This window comes from Deinococcus sp. AJ005 (assembly GCF_009017495.1).
Classification (GTDB): Bacteria; Deinococcota; Deinococci; order Deinococcales; family Deinococcaceae; genus Deinococcus.
In genome coordinates this window covers 3,300,181-3,321,977 of the sequence record NZ_CP044990.1, presented here as the reverse complement: position 1 = coordinate 3,321,977, position 21,797 = coordinate 3,300,181, and the positions used below count along the sequence as shown (strand labels likewise).

Below are 21,797 nucleotides of genomic sequence, written 5' to 3'. Positions count from 1 at the left end.
TCCAGCCGCATGGGACAAATTATTGAGTCGTCTAAGCATTAGATTGTGAAAAACTTGACATTATTCTACAATTCCTCTCATGCTGACCAAGAAGCTCATTGCCGAGGCCATCGGCACCTTTGCCCTGCTGTTTGCGGGCATGCTCTCCATCGCCAACGACGCGACGTTGCTGGGTGTGGCCTTCGCGCACGGGCTGGCAATTGCCGTGATGGCCATGGCGCTGGGCACCGTCAGCGGCGGGCAGTTCAACCCTGCCATCAGCATCGGCCTGAGCCTGACCGGACACCAGAAATGGAGCGACACGCTGGCCTTCATTCCCGCGCAGTTTGTGGGGGGCATCCTGGGGGCCTTTGCCGCCGTGGCGGTGGCCGGGCAGGACGCCATGCAAAAAGTCGGAGTCGGTTACGGCGCAGCAACTCTGGGCAGTGGCGTCAGCGTGGGCGGCGGTCTGCTGGCCGAGGCGATCACCACTGCCTTTCTGGTGCTGGTGGTGGTCAAGGTGGCCATTCACCAGAAAAGCGTGCTGGGCGGCCTGATCGTGGGTCTGACCATCGTGGTGGGCATTCTGTCCGTCGGCCCCATCAGCGGCGCAACCATGAACCCGGCCCGTGCCCTGGGCGCAGCGGTGGCGGGCGGTACCTGGGCCAACATGTGGATTTACTTCGTGGGGCCGATCCTGGGCGGCGCGCTGGGTGCGTGGCTGGCCAACTTCACCGAGGATCTGCGGCCCAAGCCCGTGCCCGTGGGCGAGATGAACTGAACCGCAGGCCCCCCACGCCCGCCCTCTCCCGCGTGGAGGGGGCTTTTTTTGTCCCCTTTTTATCCACGCCCCGCCCGCTACTATGCCCGCATGACGTCTCAACCTCGGCTGGTCCTCGCAGGCGGTTCCGGCTTTCTGGGGCGTGCGGTGGCGCGGCATTTTGCGGCCCTGGGCTGGGACGTGGTGACGGTTTCGCGCTCACCTTCCGCCGTAACGATGCCGGGGCGCTGGGTGCGCTGGGACGGTCTGCGGCAGGGCGAGTGGAGCCGCGAGATTGATGGGGCCGCCGCCGTGCTGAATCTGGCCGGACGCACCGTGAATTGCCGTTACACCGCGCAGAACATGCTGGACATCTATACCTCACGCCTGGACACCACGTGGGCGCTGGGCACGGCGATCCAGGAAGCTGCACAGCCCCCGTCCGTGTGGCTGAACAGCAGCACCGGAACCATTTACCGCAGCGCTCAGACCCCGCAGACCGAGGCCGCGGGTGAGATCGGAGACGGCTTCAGCGTGGACGTGGGCCAGCGCTGGGAGGCTGCCCTGATGGAAGAGGAGTTGCCCCACACCCGCCGCGTGGCCCTGCGAACCGCGATGGTCTATGGCCTCGGCGCGGACGGTGTGATGGCCACCACCGATCCGCTGATGCGCCTGGGTCTGGGCGGCCCGATGGCGGGCGGTATGCAGTACGTGTCGTGGATTCACGAGCGCGATTTCTGCCGGGCGGTGGAGTTTCTGATCGCGCATGAGCTGGCAGGTCCCATCAATGTCAGCGCGCCGAACCCGCTGCCCAACCGGGATTTCCTGCGTGCTTACCGCAACGCCTGGGGCATGCCGCTGGGCATTCCGTCTACCGCTGGGCTGATCGGGCTGGGCGCGAAAGTGATGAACTCCGAGGCCGAACTGCTGCTCAAAAGTCGCTATGCCGTACCGGAGCGTCTGCTGAACGCGGGCTTCAAATTTGAATATCCAGCCTGGCCGGAAGCGATTGCCGCGCTGGTGGCCGAGGTCCGGGAAGTGGGTCATGCGGCCCGCTAGAGTTGCGCTGATCACTGTTGGAGTCGTGGCGCTGGTGGCCGCGCTCTCGGCCTGCTCGGACGTGCGCTATCTGGCGCAGGCGGCGGGCGGGCAACTGGACCTGCTTCAGCGGGCGCGGCCCATTGCCGATGTGCTGGCCGATTCTGCCACCGACGCGGAGGTGCGCCGCAAGCTGGAACTGGTGGGCCGGGTGCGGGCCTTTGCGATAGGCGAACTGGGCCTGCCCGATCACGGCTCGTTCCTCAAGTATGTGGACGTGGGACGGCCTGCCGTGGTCTGGAACGTGTTTTCCGCGCCGCCCGACAGCATTCACCTGCTCACCTCCTGCTTTCCCATCGCGGGCTGCGTGACCTACCGGGGCTACTTCCACGAGGCTGCCGCGCGGGCCTACGCCGACAAGCGCCGCGCGGCAGGGGACGACGTGAGCGTGGGCGGCGTCAGCGCCTACAGCACGCTGGGCTACCTGAAAGACCCGGTGCTGTCCACCATGCTGAATTCCGGCGACGCCAACCTGATCCGCACCGTCATTCATGAACTGGCGCACCCGGCGCTGTACGTCAAGGACGACACTGTGTTCAACGAATCCTTCGCCACCTCAGTTGAAGAGGCGGGGATGCGGCGCTGGCTGAAGGAATACGGCACCCCCGAACTGGCTGAGGCAGATCGGCTTGCACAGGCCAGGGCCGCAGGTTTCGAGAAACTGCTGCTGCAAACACGCGGCGAGCTGGAAGCCCTGTACTCCCAGAAGCTGCCCGCCGCCGAAATCCAGACCCGCAAGGCGCAGATCATCCAGACCCTGAATGACCGTTACGTCGCCCTCAAGGCCAGTTGGGACGGTTACGCGGGTTACGACGGCTGGTTCAGGCGTGGCGCCAACAACGCCTCGCTGGGTGCGGTGGCCGCCTACGCGACGCTGGTGCCGGACTTCCTGGCCCTGCTGGAACGCAACGGGGGCGATATTCCGAAGTTTATCGGGGCGGCTGCCGAATGTGCCAAACGCCCGAGCGCAGAGCGGCAGAGTTGTCTGAAGGGTGGGTAGAAAAACGCCACTGGAACACGTCTATTGGCCCCATCGCCAGCCTCTGAAATCCCAGCCCACCTGAAGAAAACCTGACGGCTCCCGCGTGTCCCGCCCCGCGTCTGAAAGAATGCCGCCATATGTGGACCCTGGTTCTCAACAGCGGCAGCAGCAGCCTCAAATTCGCCGTCATTGACCCGGCCTCCGGTGAAACGCGTTTAAGCGGGCTGGCCGAGCGGCTGGGCGCGGAGGCGGCATCCATGCGGCTGGACTCTACCCAGCAGGATGGCAGCAGCAAGCGGCAGACCCATTCCCTGAACGGCGGCAGTTACGCTGAGGCCATGCGGCTGGTGCTGAACGAACTGGACGTGCTGGGCTTGCGCCAGGACGTGCGGGCGGTGGGCCACCGTGTCGTGCATGGTGGCAGCCGCTTCAGCGCCCCCGCCCCCATCACCCCTGAGGTGCTGGAGGCCATCCGCGACTGCGTGCCGCTTGCGCCGCTGCATAACCCGGCGAATATCGCGGGTATTGAGGCCGCCATGAACGCCTTTCCGGGGCTGCCGCAGGTGGCCGTGTTTGACACCGCCTTTCACCAGACCCTGCCCGAAGTCGCCTACCGCTACGCCGTGCCAGAGGAGTGGTACCGGCAACATGGCGTCCGGCGCTACGGCTTTCACGGCATCAGCCACGCGTTTGTGGCTGGGGAGGCGGCGCGGACGCTGGACCGTCCACTCTCGGACCTCAATCTGATCACCGCCCACCTGGGCAACGGCTGTAGCGTCTGCGCGGTTCTCGGCGGGCGCAGTGTGGACAGCAGCATGGGCCTGACCCCGCTGGAAGGTCTGGTGATGGGAACCCGCAGCGGCAACGTGGACCCCGGCCTGCACGACTATCTGGCCCGCGTGTCCGGCCTGACCCTGACCCAGATCACGGCGGCCCTGAACCGTGAAAGTGGCCTGCTGGCCCTGTCCGGCCTGACCAACGACATGCGCGAGCTGGAGGAAGCGGCGGCGCGTGGACATGACGGCGCGAGGCTGGCCGTGGAAATCTTCGTCTACCGGCTGGCGCAGGGCATTGCAGCGATGGCCGTCGCCCTGGGCCGCGTGGACGGTCTGGTCTTCACCGGAGGCATCGGCGAGAACAGTGCCACGGTGCGCGCGGCAACGCTGGCCCGCCTGCCGCTCCTCGGGTTCGGGTTAGACGAGGCCGCCAACACGGCAGCCGTGCGCGGTCAAGGTGGCTTAATCAGCTCCCCCGAAACCCTCCCGGCCCTGGTGGTCAACACCAACGAGGAATGGATGATCGCCCGCGAGACGGCGGAAGTCCTGTCGCTCACGCCCCGCTGAGCGCACATTTTTCGCCCTCAGACTTTCAGACCCTTAGACCCTTCCGAAGGAGGAATCCATGAAAACCCTCTTCATCGCCCCCACCCGCAACGCCGTGGGCCTGTCCAGCACGGCGCTGGGCCTGACCCGCGCGCTGGAACGGCAGGGCTTGAAAGTCGCCTTCCTGAAGCCCATCGCGCAGACGCACGAGAGCGCCACCGACGACAGCGTGCATTTTGCCCGCGTGCTGGCCCACCTGAAAACCCCCGATCCGATTCCCCTGTCCAGGGCTGAGGACCAGCTCAGCCACGGCGCGGAAGAGGAATTGATGGAAAACGTGATCGCCCTGTCGCGCGCGGCCACCGACGGCTTCGGCGCAGATGTGCTGATCGCCGAGGGGCTGGCCCTGACCGAGCGCAACGTGTACGCGGGCGCATTGAATGCCAGCTTGGCGCGCAACCTGGAGGCCAGTACCGTTCTGGTGTCCAGTCTCAGCGGCGTGACGGCAGGGACACTGGCCGACGAACTGGAAATCGCCGCCCAGAATTATCGCCGCAGCGACGGCACCGGGCTGTCAGGCTACGTGCTGAACTTTGCGCCTAAAGAGCTGGATTTTGGTGGCCTGATGGCCGAGTTGCGGGCGCGCAGTCCGCTGCTGGCGAGTGGGGAATTGCCGCTGCTGGGCGTGGTGGCGCAGTCGCCCGCGCTGGCCGCCCCGCGCACGCTGGACGTGGCCCGCCATCTGGAAGCCGAGGTGCTGAACGAGGGCGAGGCCCAGCTCCGACGCGTCACCAGCACCGTGGTCACCGCCCGCACCGTGCCGCGCATGGCCCACCTGTTTGTTCCCGGCGCACTGGTGGTCACCCCCGGAGACCGCGAGGACGTGATCATGGCCGCGTCGCTGGCGCACCTGAGCGGCGTGCCGCTGGCGGGCCTGATGTACACCTCGGACAGTGGGCCGGAGGACAGCATTGAAAAGCTGTGCTGGGCGTCACTGACCTCCAGCCTGCCCGTCATGCGGGTGAAGACCAATTCCTTCAATACCGCCTCGCGGCTCTCGCGCATGGACGCCCGCGTGCCGCACGACGACACCCAGCGCATGGACCACACGCTGGACTTCATCGCGGACCGTCTGGATCTGGCCGCCCTGAAAACCCGCATCCGCACGCCGGACGTAGTGGGCGAGCGCCGTCTTCCCCCCAGCGCCTTTCGCTACGAGTTGATTCAACGCGCCCGCGCGGCCAACAGGCGCATTGTGCTGCCCGAGGGCGACGAACCCCGCACCATCCGCGCCGCCATCCGCTGCGTGGAAAAGGGCATCGCCCGCCCGCTGCTGCTGGCCTCGCCCGAAAAGGTGCGTCAGGTGGCCGACGGGCTGGCGCTGATTCTGCCACCGGGGCTGGAAATCATTGACCCGGACACCATCCGCTCCAGGTACGTGGCCCCGATGGTGGAACTTCGCAAGAGCAAGGGCCTGACCGCCCCGCAGGCCGAGGCGCAACTGGAAGACGCCGTGGTGCTGGGCACCATGATGCTGGCGCTGGGCGAGGTGGACGGGCTGGTGTCCGGCGCGGTGCATACCACCGCCAACACCGTGCGCCCCGCCATGCAACTGATCAAAACTGCCCCCGGCGCGGCGCTGATTTCCTCGGTGTTCTTCATGCTGATGCCCGAGCAGGTGCTGGTCTACGGCGACGCGGCCATTAACCCCAACCCCAACGCCGAGGAACTGGCCGACATCGCCATCCAGAGTGCCGACAGCGCCCTGGCCTTCGGCATCACGCCGCGCATTGCCATGCTGTCTTACAGCACAGGCGAGAGTGGCAGTGGCGATGAGGTGGAAAAGGTGCGTGTGGCGACCAAGCTGGTCCAGGAACGCCGCCCGGACCTGATGGTGGACGGCCCTATGCAGTACGACGCCGCCAGCGTGATGAGCGTGGGCCGCCAGAAGGCCCCGGACAGCCCCGTGGCAGGCCGCGCCACCGTGTTCATCTTCCCCGACTTGAACACGGGCAACACCACCTACAAGGCCGTGCAGCGCGCGGCGGGCGTGGTGGCGGTGGGGCCGATGCTTCAGGGCTTACGTAAGCCGGTCAATGACCTGTCGCGTGGGGCGTTGGTGGACGACATCGTGTACACCATTGCGCTGACGGCGATTCAGGCGGCGCAGGTGGAAGCGGCGCGGTTGGAAAAAGCCTGAGCGTCACCGTTCAAGCGTCCTGAAGCTGAGAAATCTCCGTCCACTGCGGCGGGGATTTTCTTGCTGGTCTATAGCTCAGCGTCCACTGGCGATGAGGCGGATGCCAGTCTGGCTGACAAATTTCGCGATCAAACGGTCCTCAATAGTCCGGGTGTTGACTGCCGTGTCGGAACTGCTGGCCTTGACCGTCACACTGAGCAGCTTGCCGCCGATGGGACGGCTTTCCCACAGCACATTCACGGTGTTCTGCGTGGGCGGCTTGCTGGCCTGCCAGTCGATCTTGACGTGCATGGGGCTGTCTGGGGCGCTGACGCGCTGCATGCTGGCCGCGCCGTTTGGAAAGGAGAAACTGGTGTAGCCGTCCGGCAAGCCCAACTCAGCGGGCTGGTTCTTGAGCAGCAGGACCGAGATCACGGCGAATCCCGTGATGCCCGCCGACTGCTCATCCCCCAGGGTGCTGGGCGGCGAGATGGGGAAGTGGCTTCCACGATGATTTCGTTCGGGCCGGGCTTAAGGCCAGTGTAAGCGGGGGCGCAGGCAGCGAGCAGCACGGGCGCAAGCAGGAGCAGCTTTTTCACGCTCAGGACGATAACGGGCCAGTCCTGACAGATTTACGACAAAGAAAACCCCGTCACACTGAACGGGGGATTCTCTTCTCAGACTTGTTGAGAGACAGCCTCGAGTTACAGCGAGATCAGGAAGGGGTCTTCCAGCGCTTCGGCAATGAAGCGCACAAAGCGGGCCGCATCTGCGCCGTCGATCAGGCGGTGATCGTAAGTCAGCGACAGGGGCAGCATGTTGCGCGGCTCGAAGGCGTTTGTTTCCTTGTTCCAGACCGGCTCCAGGCCGCCGCGCGAGACGCCCAGGATGGCGACTTCGGGGCTGTTGACGATCGGGGTGAAGGCGTGGCCGCCGATGCCGCCCAGGTTGGAAATCGTGAAGGTGGCCCCCGACATCTCATCGGGCTTGAGCTTGCGTTCGCGTGCCCGGCCCGCCAGTTCGGCCAGCTCCAGCACCAGCTCGGTGATGCTCTTGCGGTCGGCGTCCTTGACCACTGGCACCAGCAGACCCACCGGGGTATCCACCGCCACGCCGATGTTGATGTAGTCCTTGAAGACCACCTGCTGCGCTTCCAGATCCAGGCTCGCGCCGAATTTGGGGAACTGGCGCAGGGCGTTCGCCACGACTTTCATCAGGATGTGGGTCATGGTCAGCTTGCCGCCCGCCTTTTCTACCCGCGCGCCGAAGCGCTTGCGGGTTTCTTCCATCGCGGTCACGTCAGCCTTGTCGAAGTGGGTGACCATCGGAATACTTGACCACGAGGCGGTCATGGAGCGTACGGTGGCCTTGCGAATGCCGGACATGTCTTCGCGCTTGACCGTGCCCCACTTCTCGAAATTGGGCAGCGGCGCGGCCTGAACCTGTGCTGGGGCAGCGGCGGGGGCACTGCTGCCAGCGGCAGAGGCGGCAGCGGGTTGCACGCTGGGCGTTCCGGCAGTGCGGCGCACGTCTTCCTCGCTGATGCGTCCGGCGATCCCGGTGCCGTGAACGTCGTGGATGTCCACACCGATCTCGCGGGCCATGCGGCGCACGCTGGGGGCGGCGGGAACAACCGTGCGCCCGTCGTAGGTCTGGGTGTTATAAGGACGCTGCGCGCCGGGGGCCTGGGTGACGGCTCCGGCGGCGGCGGGCATCTTGTCGTGATTGACAGAAGCGACGGGAGCTGCGGCCTGCGCCTTCTGCGATTCCTGCTGGGCCTGCGCCACGCGGTTGGCCGTGGCCGGGTCAGAAGCCGTGGCGCTGGACTCCACATTGGCCGCCTGATCGCCGCCGCCCTGCGCCGGAGCTGGAGCCGCTGCGCCACCTGCGCCGCCCGACAGAGTGAGGATGGTGCCGCCCACGTTCACGGTGTCACCCACTGCCACGCCGATGCTTTCCACCGTGCCGCTCGCGCTGGAGGGAACCTCGATCACGGCCTTGTCGGTCTCGATCTCGATGACCGGATCGCCTTCCTTGACGGTATCGCCCACGTTGACCAGCACAGTCACGACGGTTCCCTTCTCAATGTTGTCGCCCACATCGGGCAGCGCGACGATGGTGCTGCCGCCGCCGGAGCTGGCCGGAGCAGATGCAGGCGCGGCTGGGGCCGCCGCTTCCTGCCTGGGCGCTTCGGCTTTGGGTGCTTCAGCCTGTGCGGGAGCCGCTGCCGCCGGAGCCGCACCGCCGCCGCTCAGGGTCAGGATCACGCCGCCCACGTTCACGGTGTCGCCCACATTGACCGACACGGCTTCCACCGTGCCGCCCTCGCTGGCCGGAACCTCAATGACCGCTTTATCCGTCTCGATCTCGATGATCGGATCGCCCTCGGCGATGGTGTCCCCAGCCTTGACCAGCACGGTGACGACGGTTCCCTTCTCGATGTTGTCCCCGACGTCGGGGAGTTTCAGTTCTGTCGCCATTTGGAGGCTCCTTATTTATTGATCTTGATTTGAGTTTTTTATCGCTGGGGGCGCTTGCGGTTTACCCCCTCCCAGCCTCCCCCATAAAGGGGGAGGGGCTAAAAGAGGTGGTGACTTAGCGCAGGACGGGTGCGGCGCGTTCGGGATCGATGCCCAGATCGGCAATCGCCTTGGCCACCACGTCGCCCTTGACCTTGCCGTCGCGCTGGAGGGCGTAGAGGGTCGCCACGACGACGTGCTTGGCGTCTACCTCGAAGAAGTCGCGCAGTTCGGCGCGGCCCTCGCTGCGGCCAAAGCCGTCGGTGCCCAGGGTCCACAGCTTGCGGTCCAGGTGGCCGTTCAGACCGTCCGCGCCCAGCTTCACGTAATCGCTGACGCTGATCAGGACGCCGGGAGCGTTCTCGGGGGTCAGTTGCTCGGCCACGTAGCTGACCTTCGGCGTCTCGGTGGGGTGCAGCATGTTGTGGCGCTGGGTCAGCAGGGCGTCCTGATGCAGTTCCTTGTAGCTGGTGACGCTCCACAGGTCTGCGGCCACGCCGTAGTCGGCCAGCATCTCTATGGCCTTCTGGGCGGCGTCCATTGCGGGACCGCTGGCAAGAATCTGGGCGCGCAGCTTGGCCTTTTTATTGGCGTTGCGCTGGAACAGGTACATGCCCTTGAGAATCCCGTCGTGGATTTCTTCGTGGGTGCGCCCGTCGTCGGGCATGGCGGGCTGAATCTCGTTCTCGTTGTCCACGGTGATGTAATAGAACTCGTTGATGCCGTCCACGTACATGCGCTGGATGCCCGCCTCGATGATCACCGCCAGCTCGTAGGCGAAGGCCGGATCGTAGGTTTTCATGTTGGGGACCACGTAGCCCTGGAGGTGGCTGTTGCCGTCCTGATGCTGCAAACCCTCGCCGTTGAGGGTGGTGCGCCCGGCAGTCGCGCCCAGCAGGAAGCCGCGTGCCATCTGATCGGCGGCAGCCCACACCAGATCGCCGATGCGCTGCATGCCGAACATGGAATAGAAGACATAGAAGGGAATGGTGGGCACGCCGTGGTTGGCGTAACTGGTGGCGGCGGCGATCCACGAGGACATCGCGCCGTCCTCGGTCAGCCCCTCTTCCAGCATCTGGCCGTCGATGCTTTCCTTGTAGACCATCAATGAGCCGCTATCGACAGGGGTGTAGGTCTGGCCGCGCGGGCTGTAAATCCCGATGCGCGGGACCAGCGCGTCCATGCCGAAGGTGCGGGCCTCGTCGGGCACGATGGGCACGATGTACTTGCCGATTTCCTTGTCGCGCAGCAGCTTGCTGAGGATCGAGACGGCGGCCATCGTGGTGGACACGGCGCGGCCCTTGCTGCCGCCCGCGAATTCCTCGTAGAACTCGCCGGTGGGCACCGTGGGGTGCGGGTACTCGACGTGGCGCGAGGGCACCAGACCGCTCAGCGCGGCGCGGCGTTCCAGCGCGTACTTGACCTCCGGGCTTTCGGGGCCGGGGTTGTAGTACTCCAGATGCTCGACTTGCTCGTCGGTCAGGGGCAGTTCCAGCAGCGTCCGCAGGGCCATCAGGCTGGCCACGTCCAGCTTCTTGACGTTGTGGGCCACGTTGCGGGCCTGCGCGCTCTCGCCCAGGCCGTAGCCCTTGACGGTGCGCGGGATGATCAGGGTGGGGCTGCCCTTGTGTTCGGTGGCGGCCTTGTAGGCGGCGTAGATCTTGTGGACGTCGTGGCCGCCCCGGTTCAGCAGCTCCAGATCGGCATCACTCCAGCCTTCGATCAGGCGCTTGAGTTCGGGGGTGTTGAAGAACTTCTCGCGCAGCTCCTTGCCGCCGAAGGCCGCGTAACGCTGCGATTCGCCGTCTACCAGCAACTCAAAGCGCTTGACGATGGTGCCGTTGTAGTCCTTCTGAAGCAGCTCGTCCCACTTGCCGTCCCAGATCACCTTGATGACATTCCAGCCCGCGCCCCGGAACAGCGCCTCGAACTCCTGGATGACCTTGGAGTTGGCGCGCACCGGGCCGTCCAAGCGCTGGAGGTTGGCGTTGAGGACGAAGATCAGGTTGTCCAGGTTCTCGTAGGCGGCAAAGCGGATCGCGCCGATGCTCTGCGGCTCGTCCATCTCGCCGTCGCCCAGGAAGGCCCAGACGCGGGCGTCGCCCTTGGGCTTGAGGCTGCGGTTTTCCAGATACTTGATGTAGCGCGCCTGATAAATGGCCTGAATGGGGCCGAGGCCCATGCTGACGGTGGGAAATTCCCAGTAGTCGGGCATCAGCCAGGGGTGGGGGTAGCTGGCGAGGCCGGGGCCGTCGGGCGACAGTTCGCGCCGGAAACGGTTCATGCGGTCCTCGCCCCAGCGGCCTTCCAGGAAGCTGCGGGCGTACACGCCGGGGCTGGCGTGGCCCTGGAAGAACACCATGTCGCGGTCTGGCCCGGCTTCCGGCCCCCGGAAGAAGTGGTTAAAGCCGACTTCCAGCAGCTCGGCGGCGCTGGCGTAGGTGGCGAGGTGGCCGCCGATGCCGTCGCTGGCCTTGTTGGCGCGCAGCACCATGATCACCGAGTTCCAGCGGATCGCGTTGCGGAACTTCAGCTCCAGCGCCTCGTTGCCGGGGTACTCGGGCTGCGCGTCCACATCAATGGTGTTGATGTACGGCGTGTTCTGCTTGAACTCGATGGGTGCGCCCTGAAAATAGGCGTAGTGGTCCAGTTCGGTCAGCAGTTCCGCCGCGCGGTTGTCGCCCGCGTCGGCAAACACATAGGCCAGAGAATCGAGCCACTCCTGCGTCTCTATGTGGTTGACCGAATCGCGTTCCTGCGAAGGAAGTCCCGCGCGCGGCGGGCGGTTGGGCGGCTGTTTCGTCATGGGGCCAGTCTAGGCCACGCCCTTCCACACTTCCAACAGGATGGTGTGGGGGCATTGACCACGCCGGGTGGTGAGTGGCTGGGAATGCGGGTTGTTGGTGCCGCGCCGCTGCCCTACTGAAAGCTGTTTTGGATGAAGTCTGCGCCGTACAGCGGTCACGGCGTTACCGCCCGCAAAGGCCAGACGCTGGCGCGCACGTTGGAGGGCGGTACTTATAATCTGGTGGTGGATCATGGCGCGGCAGACGGCTGGTACTTCCTGTCCCTGGCCGGGAAAGAGTTGGTTGGGGGAATGGGATGGGTTGAGGAGGTTTGGGGGTGTGTAAGTAAACAGGTGGTAGTTCTTAGATCGCTATACCCAAAGCCCTGAATTTGTATCGTATTTTAACCAGTGTTCTCGCGATAGGCATGGGTAACGCGCTCTGCTTGAGATGTATTTCGACTATATTAGCCTTCGAGAACTTTGACTGACGTGATGTGCGCGATAAAATTGCTGCATACAAACTTACAATATTTTTACCTCTTATAAGGATTTTTGGATCAGCTTTAATATGATCAAACCATAGCTCATCTTTCTGATACTGTTCAAATATATTTGAGGTTATGAAAGCGGAGCGTTCAAAATCATAATAGGTGCTAGGATGAAGTGCCAAGTCCTCTGATGGATCAGAACTGCGTCGGGAAACCTTCTCCGAGTATATCTCGATCATCCTTGTCAAAGCATTTTCAAAATCACTTTTTTCAGACTCATCAAATAAATAATCAATACTATTATCACAGATGATATCGTTTTCAATTGAATAACCGCTAGTAAATATGATTTCATTATATTTTATATTCACACCGAAATAAATGTAGTCGTCCAAATCCGCTAGAAAGACCACTGGCTTAGTATCAAACTCCCCTCTCCTAGAGTAAATTTCGAGTAAATCTGAGCGGCCACCACATTGTAAAATATCAACCTTGCCTACACCTAATCTTTTTTCTAGCCATCTGTAGATACCTACATCACCTGTACCCTCTACAAGAAGAGTTGGTATATTTGTATGCTTAAGTGTTGAGATTATTATTTCAGGCTCCAGTCCGTCGCGTCCCTTCTTACTCATTCTCGCCATGTTTAAAAGATGTTGAAATAGAGTCAATTTCGTCTTGGGATTCAGTGTCTCCACGATCTTTATTGAATATAATCTCTCTATCTCTATATTTAGAATATATAAATGGAGAATGAGTAACTACAATAAATTGATTTTTGGTATGCTGTGATAATAATAAGGGAAATAATGTGCGCTGCCAATCTGTGTGTAAGCTTAATTCTGGCTCGTCTATAATTATTGGTATATTTTGGTATAACGCATTGTAACACAGAAAGCCAATCATCTGCTTTTCCCCTGCCGACAGTAGATAAGCAGGAACTTCCTTATTTCTTTCATCTCCTAAAGTGATGAATCTTGTTATTTTGACTTTTTTATTACCCAGAACGTCCCCAGCTAATTCGCTAAATTGTGTTAAAGGCATCATATTCTTTTCTCTACGTGAATTTGATGTTTCGATATCATTCTTGATGGACTGCATAATAGCATTACTTTCACGACTATTCTCAGTTTTGTGGCTTTCGATCTTGTTGATTATGGTTTCAGATAACTGATTTTGGACTAAATTATTAATTCGAGAAATATTTGCGTATTTTTCTGTTATTAGTTCAATGATATCATCAACTGAAATTGAAGTCACAAATTTATGTTTATATACCGAAATTTCTTTTGAAACTTTGTCTAATGTTGTTCCAATTACTTCTAAAGCAGATCTAGGCTCACCAAACACTCTATGATTGAATAATCTATTTGCCTCACTAGACTCACTTCCCCATTCAACTCTTCTATATGTTGGGAAGAAGAGTGACCCAGCTTGCTTCGCAACGAATTTGTTGATCTCATCTAGATCATTATTAGCGGAGATTTGAGACATAGGTATAGTAACTTCTCTGTTGTTTTTATCAGATTTATAGGTAATTTTATACGATCTGCCTTTAATGACATTATCGTTATCTGGAGTGCCGGTAAGTTCGATGCTTACAGTATAGGAGTCAGTAATAACTTTCGCTGATAAAACATTAATTTCTGCGGGAATTCTCTCTAAATTTCCACTGATAATATACCATATAAGTTTTATGAAAGTAGACTTACCAGAACCATTCAACCCGGTAATGATATTTATATCATCATGAAATTTAACTTGATAGTTATAGACACCGTTTAGTTTCACGACAACAACTTCCTTAATTTTCATTATCTCTCCGATTTTGCTAGACTACTAGAATTTAAATATGCTAACTAAATTAATTGTGGGTGTTAATTTAGTTAGTTATAGGTTCTAATAGACTCTTAAACTTCTACGCTCTCCCCACCCAGCCCCTGCGCATAGATGTGGTCCCGCGCCAGCGTCAGCCCCAGCGTGCCGACATAAAAGGCGTGCGTGGCGGCCAGATCGGCGGTGGGGTAGAAGCCGATGAAGGCGCTGAAGGTGGGGGACATGGGAGGAAGGATAGCGGGTGGGGCGGTGGGAAGATTTTGGGGTGGTTGAATTACAGCCCGAAATGCATCCGCAACTTTCCGTCAATCTCCAGCATCAGGTCGTCCGGCACGAAGCCCAGCCTCTTGACCAGACGGCTGACATGGGTGGCGCGGGTGGCCTCGATCTGTGCCTTGCTGTCATAGTCCAGACCCGTGCGCTGATTGGGCAATACCACGTTGGTCACGTAAACACGCCCGGTGTTGCTGGTCAGCGGAACAGTCTGAAGCAGCGGCGCTCTGGCGTTGTTGGCATTGTTGGAAACCACGATGCCTGGGTGTGTTTGCCCCGCCTCGCCCTCGCGTCCGTCCGGGCGAAAGTTAATCAGCCAGATGTCGCCGCGCCGGATCAATTTCATGCGCCGTCCAGACCATTGAGGTCCAGACCATCGAGATTGTCGGCAGGATAGGTTTCCTGTCCAGCACGTTGCGCGTCGCCCAGCTCCTGATAAGCAGCGTCCAGCACACGTTCACGCAGGGCGCGGATGGCTTCAGCAAGGGCTGCACTCCGCGAATCCAGACCGTGGGTCTGCTGATACTCGTCCAGAAAATCAGCAAGGTCTGCGGAGACTGTCGCACTGATCCGGGTGGCACTGGTCATGCCATTCATTATGGCACGATTTTTTCGATTACCGCCGTGCGGCCATCTGCCAGTCGGAGAGTGCGCCCCGCGCCACGGCCACCTCATTCCAGGGAACCGTCTCGTGGGCGCGTTCCAGCGTGTCCTCTGGTCCCTTGCCCGCCAGCAGCACGGTGTCCCCTGGCTGCGCCTTCCCGATGATCCAGGCAATCGCCCCCGCCCGGTCTGGGATGGTGGTGAAGTTCGTGCGCCCGCCCGCCCGCGCCCCGCGTTCCATCTCGCGCAGAATGTCGTCCAGCGGCGTGTCGCGGCAGTCCTCCTCGGTGAAGACGGCGTGATCGGCCAGCCGCGCGGCCACCTCGCCCAGCGGCGCACGCTTGCCCGGATCGCGTGGCCCCCCCGCCGAGCCGATCAGCACCCACAACCGCCCCGGCGTGGTGGTACGCAGGGTAGCCAGCGCCTTTTCCAGGCTGGGCGGCGTGTGCGCAAAATCCACGATCACGCGCGGGGCCGGGTGTTCGGAGGCGGGGCCGTCCCCCGCCAGCAGTTCCATGCGCCCCGGCACCCCCCGGAAGGACGCCAGCCCTGCCACCAGTTGCTCCGCCGAGGCCCCCAGGTGTGCCGCCGCCGCCATGCCCGCCAGCGCGTTCGCCACGTTGAAGCGCCCGATCATCGGCAACTGCGCCCCAAATTCTCCCAGTGGAGAGGTCACGCGCCAGCTCAACCCGCCCGCACCTTCCTCGATGTCGTGCGCCGCCCAGTCGGCTTCACTGCCCTCGGCGCTGTAGGTGGTTTCCTGCGGGGCCAGACCGGTCAGCCGCGCCGTCCACGGATCGTCCGCGTTCAGGACCGCAAAGCGGGCGCGTTCCACCAGCTTGCGTTTCTCGGCAAAGTAGTTCTCCACCGTGCCGTGAAAATCCAGGTGTTCGCGGCTCAGGTGGGTCCAGACCGCCACGTCCCAGTCCACGCTGCGCACCCGCTCCAGCGCCAGCGCATGGCTGCTGGCCTCCAGCACCACCGCGTCTGCCCCCACCGCCACCATCTCGCGCAGGGTGCTCTGGACCTGCGGGGCCTCGGGCGTGGTGAAGTGTGCCGGAAAGTGCCGCAGTTCGCCGTCCGGCAGTTCATAGCCCACCGTACTCAGCAGGCCCGTTTGCAGGTCTGCCGCCCGCAGCAGATGACGGGTCAGCCATGCGGTGGTGGTCTTGCCGTCGGTGCCTGTAATACCCACCACGCGCAACTCCCGGCTGGGATAGCCCTCTATGGCTGCCGCCGCGTCTGCCAGCGCCGCCCGCGCATCCGGCACCCGCAGGTAGGGCAAGGAAGAGGTCATGTCGTCCGGCAAGCCCTCGCCCAGCACCGCCACCGCCCCGGCCTGCCGCACCTTGTCTATAAAGCTGTGGCCGTCGAAACGCGCCCCGCGAATCGCCACGAACACGTCTCCCGGCCCGGCCCAGTCGGCGTTGTGGGTGACGCCGCGCACTTCTATGTCTGGCAGATCGGTGGCGGGAAGGTGGAGGGCGGCGGCCAGGGCTTGCAGACGCATGCGCCGAGCGTAGCAGGGGCGGGCGATCCGGGCAGCAGGACGCCTGGAATGCCGATCAGTTGACTGCCCGTCCCCACGAGCCGGACAGTCGAGCTTGTTAAGGAGGCGCTTTCCCCCGCTGTAACTTCGTGGGCCACCGTATGCAGAAAGATCGATGGTCTGCCGCTCTAAAAGTCGTGCTGGACATTCTTCTACACAAATGGCATTTGTCCTTTAGAGTTGTAACTGTCTCAGTAACTCATTACTGGACTGGGTTTAACGCTTGGCGGCCTAGCCGACTTTTGCCATCCAGCAAGCCATTTTCAGCACCATGAGCCGAACCTGACTGAACCTTGACAGTATTTTGAAAACCTTTTACACTCAATGGAAATTAGACAGCTAAGTAAAAAGACCCGGGGAGGGCTGGAGGGCAACCGTAGGAAGCACGGGGCAGGTTCGGCGGTTACGCGCGGCAGGCCACTTCTAGACGCATCAACGCAATCTGCACTGGCCCAGACGGTCAGCCCGGAGGAAACATGACGACAACACCAACGCGCAACAACGTCCACCCCGTAGATGAAGTTCTGCCCGTTCAGAACATGATCGCCTTCGGCCTTCAGCACGTCCTGAGCATGTACGCCGGCATCGTGGCCGTACCGCTGATCCTCGCCACCGCGCTGGGTCTGGCACCCGATGATCTCGTGCGCATCATCGGCGCAAGCTTTTTCATGTGCGGCGTCGCCACGCTGATCCAGACCATCGGTTTCAAGGGCTTCGGGGCCAAGCTGCCCATCGTGCAGGGCACCACCTTCGCCGCCGTGGCCACCATGATCGCCATCGGCAAGGCCTACGGGCTGCCAGGGGTTTACGGGGCAGTGATCGCCGGGGGCGTTCTGACGGTTTTGCTTGCGCCGTACTTCTCCAAGCTGCTGCGCTTCTTCCCGCCCGTGGTGGCCGGAACCGTGATCCTGATGATCGGTGTTTCGCTGATGCCCGTCGCCATCCGCTGGGCCGGGGGCGGCAACCCGGCGGCAGAGTCTTTTGGCAACCCGGCCAGCCTGGGCCTGGCGCTGCTGACCATGATCATCGTGCTGCTGCTCACCCGCTTCGGCAAGGGCTTCCTGAGCCGGGTCTCGGTGCTGCTGGGTCTGGTCATCGGGACCATCGTGGCGGCCATCTTCGGTCTGGCAAACTTCTCCGGCGTCGCCACCGCCGCGTGGTTCGGCTTCACCGCGCCCTTCCACTTCGGCACCCCCACCTTCGCCTTCGTGCCGGTGCTGTCCATGCTGCTGGTGATGCTGGTGGTGATGGTGGAAACCACCGCCGACATCCTGGCCATTGGCGAAGTGGTTGAGAAAGACGTGGACGCCAGGATGGTTGCCAATGGCCTGCGCGCCGATGGCCTGTCCACCGTGCTGGGCGGCGTGTTCAACGTCTTCCCCTTCACCGCCTTCGCGCAGAATGTGGGGCTGGTGCGCTTTACCGGCATCAAGAGCCGCTTCGTGGTGGCCGTGGCCGGGATCATCCTGATGCTGCTGGGCTTCATTCCCAAACTGAGCGCGCTGGTGTCCTCGATCCCCCTGCCCGTGCTGGGCGGCGCTGGACTGGTGCTGTTCGGGACCGTGGCTGCTGCCGGGGTGCAGACGCTGACCAAGGTCAACATGAACGACACCCGCAACCTGACCATCGTGGCCGTCAGCGTGGCGCTGGGTGTCATCCCCTCTACCGTGCCCACCCTGTATGAGAAACTGCCCGAGCAGGTCTCGCTGGTGCTGGACAGCGGCATCACCTCTGCCGCCATCGCCGCGATCCTGCTGAACATCCTGTTTAACATCGTGGGCAACAACACGCCGCACCCGTCCTCGCTGGCCGACTCCACGGGCCACGCGCCGGAAGCCAGGGATTTCCACGGCTGAAGCCAGAGAGACAGACAAAAGCCCCCTTGCCAGGAATGGTGGGGGGCTTTTCTTGTGTGCTGGAAGGATGCAGAGGCGTGGTGCCGGGTTCAGGAGAGCTGCATTTCGGACGACAGACCCGCCATGCCCCCCGCTATGAACTGCCCCAGCACTCGCGCCTGTGTCTTTCCTTTGGCCTGCACCTCTGCCTCGCTCTGCTCCCCCCGCACCGCTTCCACTGCCGCCGCCTCCAGCAACAGCGTGATCAGGTGCAGGGTCTGGGGCTGGCGTGCCTCTGCCCGGCGGTACGGCGTGGTCCATTCCTGCAACTGCCGCAGGAAATCGGCGCGCTGCTCGCGGAAGATCGGGCCGCCGCCGCTGTGCAACAGCAGCAGCAGTTCGCGCTCATGCAGCAGGGCCAGAAACAGGGCGCTGAAGGTTCCGGCTTGGAACTCGCCGGAAGCGGGCAGCAAGGGCCGCAGCCGTTCCCACATGGCGGGCAGCCGCCCGGCCAGCAGGGCGCGCAGCATGTCCTCTGTGGACGTGAAATAGCCGTAGACCGTGGGCCGCGAGGTCTGGAGTGCGCGGGCGATATCGTTCATGCCCACGGCCTCAAAGCCCTTCTCGATAAACAACGCCGACGCGGCTTCCAGAATCTGCTCGCGGCGGTTCTCCGCACTCAGTCGGCGGGCGGGGGAGGGCGAATCAAGCATGGTCATAAAGAGAGTCTAACATTTAATTGACGTTCTGTCACTTGACGAAGTGTCAATAAAGGAAGATAGTGCTGATATTCGGGGAGCCGCGTTTCACCCTTCAAGGAGCCTCAATGTCCAGATTGACCCAAGACTTCAAAATCCTGACTCCCGCCGAGCGCAGCCTGTGGCGGCATCCCATGATGTGGCTGTCCGCCGCTGCCATTGCCGTGGTGCCGCTGCTGTACGCGGGCATTTATCTGGGCAGCGCGATTGACCCCTACGGCAACCTGAAAAACCTGCCCGTGGCGCTGGTCAATCTGGACACGGGCACCCGGAACCGGGGCGAGGAAGTCCGGCTGGGCGCGGAAGTCGTCAAGGATTTGCGCGACGATCCCAAATTCAACTACCTGAGCTATCCCAGCGAGGCGGCGGCACAGGAAGCCGTGCGGCGTGGCGACGCCTATTTCGCGCTGACGCTGCCCGCCAATTTCAGCGCCAAAGCAGTCACGGGCAGCAGCTCCAGCCACGGCCTGCTCAAGTTCTACGTCTCCGAGGGTGGCAGCTACTTCGCCAGCCGCGTGGCCTCCACCTTTGCCACGACGCTGAGCGACGAACTGAACCGCACGCTGGGCGAGAACCGCTGGGAGGTGGTGGGCGATTCGCTCAAAGACGTGCAGAAGGGATTTAATGACATTCGCACGGCCACCGGAAAACTGCGCGACGGTGCGGTCACCCTGGAAGACGGCACAAAGGCGCTCAGGGGTGGTGCGGCTGATCTGGCAATTGGCGCGAAGGCTGCGGCGAGCGGCGTCGCACAACTGACGGACGGCGCGAAATCGCTGTCTTCCGGCGTCGGCAGGCTCACGGACGGCAGCGCCCAACTCTCCAGCGGTCTGCGCCAGCTAGAGGCGGCAGCGCCCGGTCAGGCCCAGCTCGCACCGTTGCAAGTTGGCGTGGGGCAGCTTCAGAGCGGGGCGGTCAAGTTGTCGGGCGGTCTGAATCAACTCTCGGCTGGAGCTTCCACACTCTCGGACGGTGCGAGGAACGCCAATACAGGCGCGGCGCAACTGGCGGGCGGCAGCAAGGAACTGGCTTCCAAACTTCCCCAGCTTCAGACCGGGTTGGATCAGCTTTCGGACGGGGCGAATCAGCTCTCGGCTGGGGCAAAAGCGGCCAACGCCGGGGCCGGGAAAGTGGCTGCCGGGAATAAGCAGCTCGCGGGTGGATTGAAAGACCTGTCGGGCGGCTTGCAGCAGGCCACAGATGGGGCCAACAAACTGAATCAGGGGGCCGCTGAACTCGCCACCGGAACCAAGACCCTGAATGAATCCGTGAAGGATCAGGCGCTGTTGCCGGGCGAACTCAAGGGCGGCGTCGCACAGATCAACAGCGGGGCCACGCAGGTCCATGCGGGAAGCAACAGCCTGAGCAACGCGCTGCCCAAACTGGCGGACGGGGCGCAGAAGGCTGCTGTCAGCGCCGGACAACTGGCGGCTGGGGCCACCGATCTGGCGGCAGGCACGGCCAAAGTGCAGACGGGCGCGGCATCTCTTGCCACGGGTTTGAAAGACGCCTCCACCGCCTCTACAACCGCCGTGAAAGGTGCGCAGCAGCTCAGCGCCGGGGCCGCGCAACTCACGGCAGGCACAGCGCAACTCCAGAGCGGCGCGGCGACACTGGCCCAGAAATCCGGCGAGGCGGCCAAAGGGGCGGCTGATCTGAGTGTGGGCGCAACCTCCCTTCAGAACGGCGTGAATACCCTCGTTGATGGCAACCTCAAGATCAAGGATGCGCTAGGCCAGATCACCACTCAACTGCCCGCGCAGAGCGATCTGGACAGCCTGAAAACTGGAGCCTCTACCCTGGCTACGAAATCTGGTGACTTAAGCAACGGTTTGAAAACGCTGAGCAGCGGGGCCACCAAACTCCAGACCGGGGCGACTGATCTGGACGCTGGGGCCGTCAAACTGCGCGACGGGCTGAACACCCTTTACAGCAAGATTCCCGCCGACACCGAGCAACTCGGCGGCGATCCGGCGGGCCTCAGCGCCAGCGTGCTGCCCGTGACCCAGACCTTCGCCCCGGTCAAGAACAACGGGGCCGGGTTCGCGCCATATTTCATGGCCCTGAGTCTGTGGGTGGGCGTCACGCTGACTACCTTTATCTTTCCGTACAGCCAGTTGCCCCGCAGTGGACGCGGCACCTCGCAGTTTGCGCGGATGCTCCGCAAGGCCGCCGTTCCCGCTGCGCTGGTCTGCGTTCAGGCTTTGCTGGTGGTCTGGGGCGTGCATGCGCTGGGTGTGGACTTCCTGCACCCGGCGCAGGTGATCGCCACAGCGCTGGCCTCCAGCCTGACCTTCCTGACGCTGGTGCTGGCGCTGATCTTCCTGTTCGGGGCGGCGGGGCGGCTGATCGCCCTGGTGCTGCTGGTGCTTCAGCTCGCGGCGTCGGGCGGCAGCTATCCGGTGGAACTCTCGCCGTCCTTCTTCGGGGCCATCCACAACTTCGTGCCCGTCACACAGAGCGTCAATGCCTTCCGCCACGCCCTCAGCGGCGCGTTTCAGGGCAGCTACGCCACCTTCATGCTGATCCTGCTGGGCATTGCCGTCCTCAGCGTCGGCGTGGGCCTGCTGGGACGCCGCCGCTGGGAACTGGTGGCCGATGAGGATTTCAAGCCGCTCATTTCCTCGCCGCTGGTCTCGGAGGAAGTGCATCACGAGAAGGAGGAGCTGGCGCGGGGGTGAAGGAGATATGTGCTGTGTGATCGGGACGCTCCCACGGTTTAACCCCTCCGGCGCTTCGCGCCACCTCCCCTTAGAAGGGAGGCAAGGAGATTGCTGCGCTGGACGATCTTCTGCGCTCCTTGGCTCCCTTTTGAGGGGAGCTGGCTG

At 62.2% G+C, this 21,797-nt stretch carries 17 protein-coding genes; 7 read left to right on the top strand and 10 right to left on the bottom strand.

The genetic code is table 11. The features are described 5' to 3' along the window. Window positions 1-79 precede the first annotated feature (79 nt). The 5 genes from DAAJ005_RS17935 to pta all read left to right on the top strand — a co-directional run bounded on the left by DAAJ005_RS17935 (window position 80) and on the right by pta (window position 6,341). Complete coding sequence (locus DAAJ005_RS17935) at window positions 80-760, top strand: MIP/aquaporin family protein (protein WP_151848291.1); 681 nt, start codon at window positions 80-82, stop codon at window positions 758-760. 90 nt (window positions 761-850) lie between these two features. Then, complete coding sequence (locus DAAJ005_RS17930) at window positions 851-1,798, top strand: epimerase (protein WP_151848290.1); 948 nt, start codon at window positions 851-853, stop codon at window positions 1,796-1,798. Continuing rightward, entirely contained in the window at window positions 1,785-2,837 is a 1,053-nt protein-coding gene (locus tag DAAJ005_RS17925; RefSeq protein ID WP_151848289.1) for an aminopeptidase, read from the top strand. The genes DAAJ005_RS17930 and DAAJ005_RS17925 overlap by 14 nt, the downstream gene beginning before the upstream one ends. Before the next feature lie 119 nt (window positions 2,838-2,956). Further along, window positions 2,957-4,162 carry an acetate kinase gene (locus DAAJ005_RS17920; RefSeq protein WP_151848288.1) on the top strand — a complete coding sequence of 402 codons (1,206 nt, stop codon included), beginning with the start codon at window positions 2,957-2,959 and terminating at the stop codon, window positions 4,160-4,162. 58 nt (window positions 4,163-4,220) lie between these two features. Next, entirely contained in the window at window positions 4,221-6,341 is a 2,121-nt protein-coding gene (pta, locus tag DAAJ005_RS17915; protein WP_151848287.1) for a phosphate acetyltransferase, read from the top strand. A 75-nt stretch (window positions 6,342-6,416) separates the two neighbouring features. Here the strand turns inward: pta and DAAJ005_RS17910 are convergent, their stop codons facing one another. The 9 genes from DAAJ005_RS17910 to DAAJ005_RS17875 all read right to left on the bottom strand — a co-directional run bounded on the left by DAAJ005_RS17910 (window position 6,417) and on the right by DAAJ005_RS17875 (window position 16,337). Continuing rightward, window positions 6,417-6,755, bottom strand: coding sequence for a hypothetical protein (locus DAAJ005_RS17910; protein ID WP_151848286.1), 339 nt, complete (start codon window positions 6,753-6,755; stop codon window positions 6,417-6,419). Window positions 6,756-7,024: 269 nt separating this feature from the next. Then, the gene (locus DAAJ005_RS17905; RefSeq protein ID WP_151848285.1) at window positions 7,025-8,800 is read right to left on the bottom strand and encodes a 2-oxo acid dehydrogenase subunit E2; all 1,776 of its coding nucleotides are present in this window, start codon (window positions 8,798-8,800) and stop codon (window positions 7,025-7,027) included. A gap of 115 nt (window positions 8,801-8,915) precedes the next feature. After that, window positions 8,916-11,645: a pyruvate dehydrogenase (acetyl-transferring), homodimeric type gene (gene aceE, locus DAAJ005_RS17900; RefSeq protein WP_151848284.1), complete on the bottom strand. Its 2,730-nt coding sequence runs from the start codon at window positions 11,643-11,645 to the stop codon at window positions 8,916-8,918. Window positions 11,646-11,988: 343 nt separating this feature from the next. Then, a complete protein-coding gene (locus DAAJ005_RS17895) occupies window positions 11,989-12,750 on the bottom strand; it encodes a DUF4435 domain-containing protein (RefSeq protein ID WP_192930823.1) in 762 nt (253 codons plus the stop codon). Beyond that, entirely contained in the window at window positions 12,743-13,930 is a 1,188-nt protein-coding gene (locus DAAJ005_RS17890) for an AAA family ATPase (RefSeq protein ID WP_151848282.1), read from the bottom strand. The genes DAAJ005_RS17895 and DAAJ005_RS17890 overlap by 8 nt, the downstream gene beginning before the upstream one ends. A 95-nt stretch (window positions 13,931-14,025) precedes the next feature. After that, window positions 14,026-14,175, bottom strand: a complete 150-nt coding sequence (locus tag DAAJ005_RS19005; RefSeq protein WP_192930822.1) for a hypothetical protein — start codon at window positions 14,173-14,175, stop codon at window positions 14,026-14,028. 50 nt (window positions 14,176-14,225) lie between these two features. Then, window positions 14,226-14,570, bottom strand: a complete 345-nt coding sequence (locus DAAJ005_RS17885) for a type II toxin-antitoxin system PemK/MazF family toxin (protein ID WP_151848281.1) — start codon at window positions 14,568-14,570, stop codon at window positions 14,226-14,228. Continuing rightward, a complete protein-coding gene (locus DAAJ005_RS17880; RefSeq protein WP_075831930.1) occupies window positions 14,567-14,812 on the bottom strand; it encodes a CopG family ribbon-helix-helix protein in 246 nt (81 codons plus the stop codon). The genes DAAJ005_RS17885 and DAAJ005_RS17880 overlap by 4 nt, the downstream gene beginning before the upstream one ends. Window positions 14,813-14,840: 28 nt before the next feature. Then, window positions 14,841-16,337, bottom strand: coding sequence for a UDP-N-acetylmuramoyl-L-alanyl-D-glutamate--2,6-diaminopimelate ligase (locus DAAJ005_RS17875; protein ID WP_151848280.1), 1,497 nt, complete (start codon window positions 16,335-16,337; stop codon window positions 14,841-14,843). Window positions 16,338-16,852: 515 nt separating this feature from the next. On the opposite strand from DAAJ005_RS17875, the gene DAAJ005_RS17870 reads away from it, so the two are divergent. After that, window positions 16,853-18,232: a nucleobase:cation symporter-2 family protein gene (locus DAAJ005_RS17870; RefSeq protein ID WP_151848279.1), complete on the top strand. Its 1,380-nt coding sequence runs from the start codon at window positions 16,853-16,855 to the stop codon at window positions 18,230-18,232. A gap of 89 nt (window positions 18,233-18,321) precedes the next feature. Here the strand turns inward: DAAJ005_RS17870 and DAAJ005_RS17865 are convergent, their stop codons facing one another. Then, window positions 18,322-18,930, bottom strand: coding sequence for a TetR/AcrR family transcriptional regulator (locus DAAJ005_RS17865; RefSeq protein ID WP_226342520.1), 609 nt, complete (start codon window positions 18,928-18,930; stop codon window positions 18,322-18,324). Window positions 18,931-19,037: 107 nt separating this feature from the next. On the opposite strand from DAAJ005_RS17865, the gene DAAJ005_RS17860 reads away from it, so the two are divergent. After that, entirely contained in the window at window positions 19,038-21,650 is a 2,613-nt protein-coding gene (locus DAAJ005_RS17860; RefSeq protein WP_151848278.1) for a YhgE/Pip domain-containing protein, read from the top strand. Window positions 21,651-21,797 lie beyond the last annotated feature (147 nt).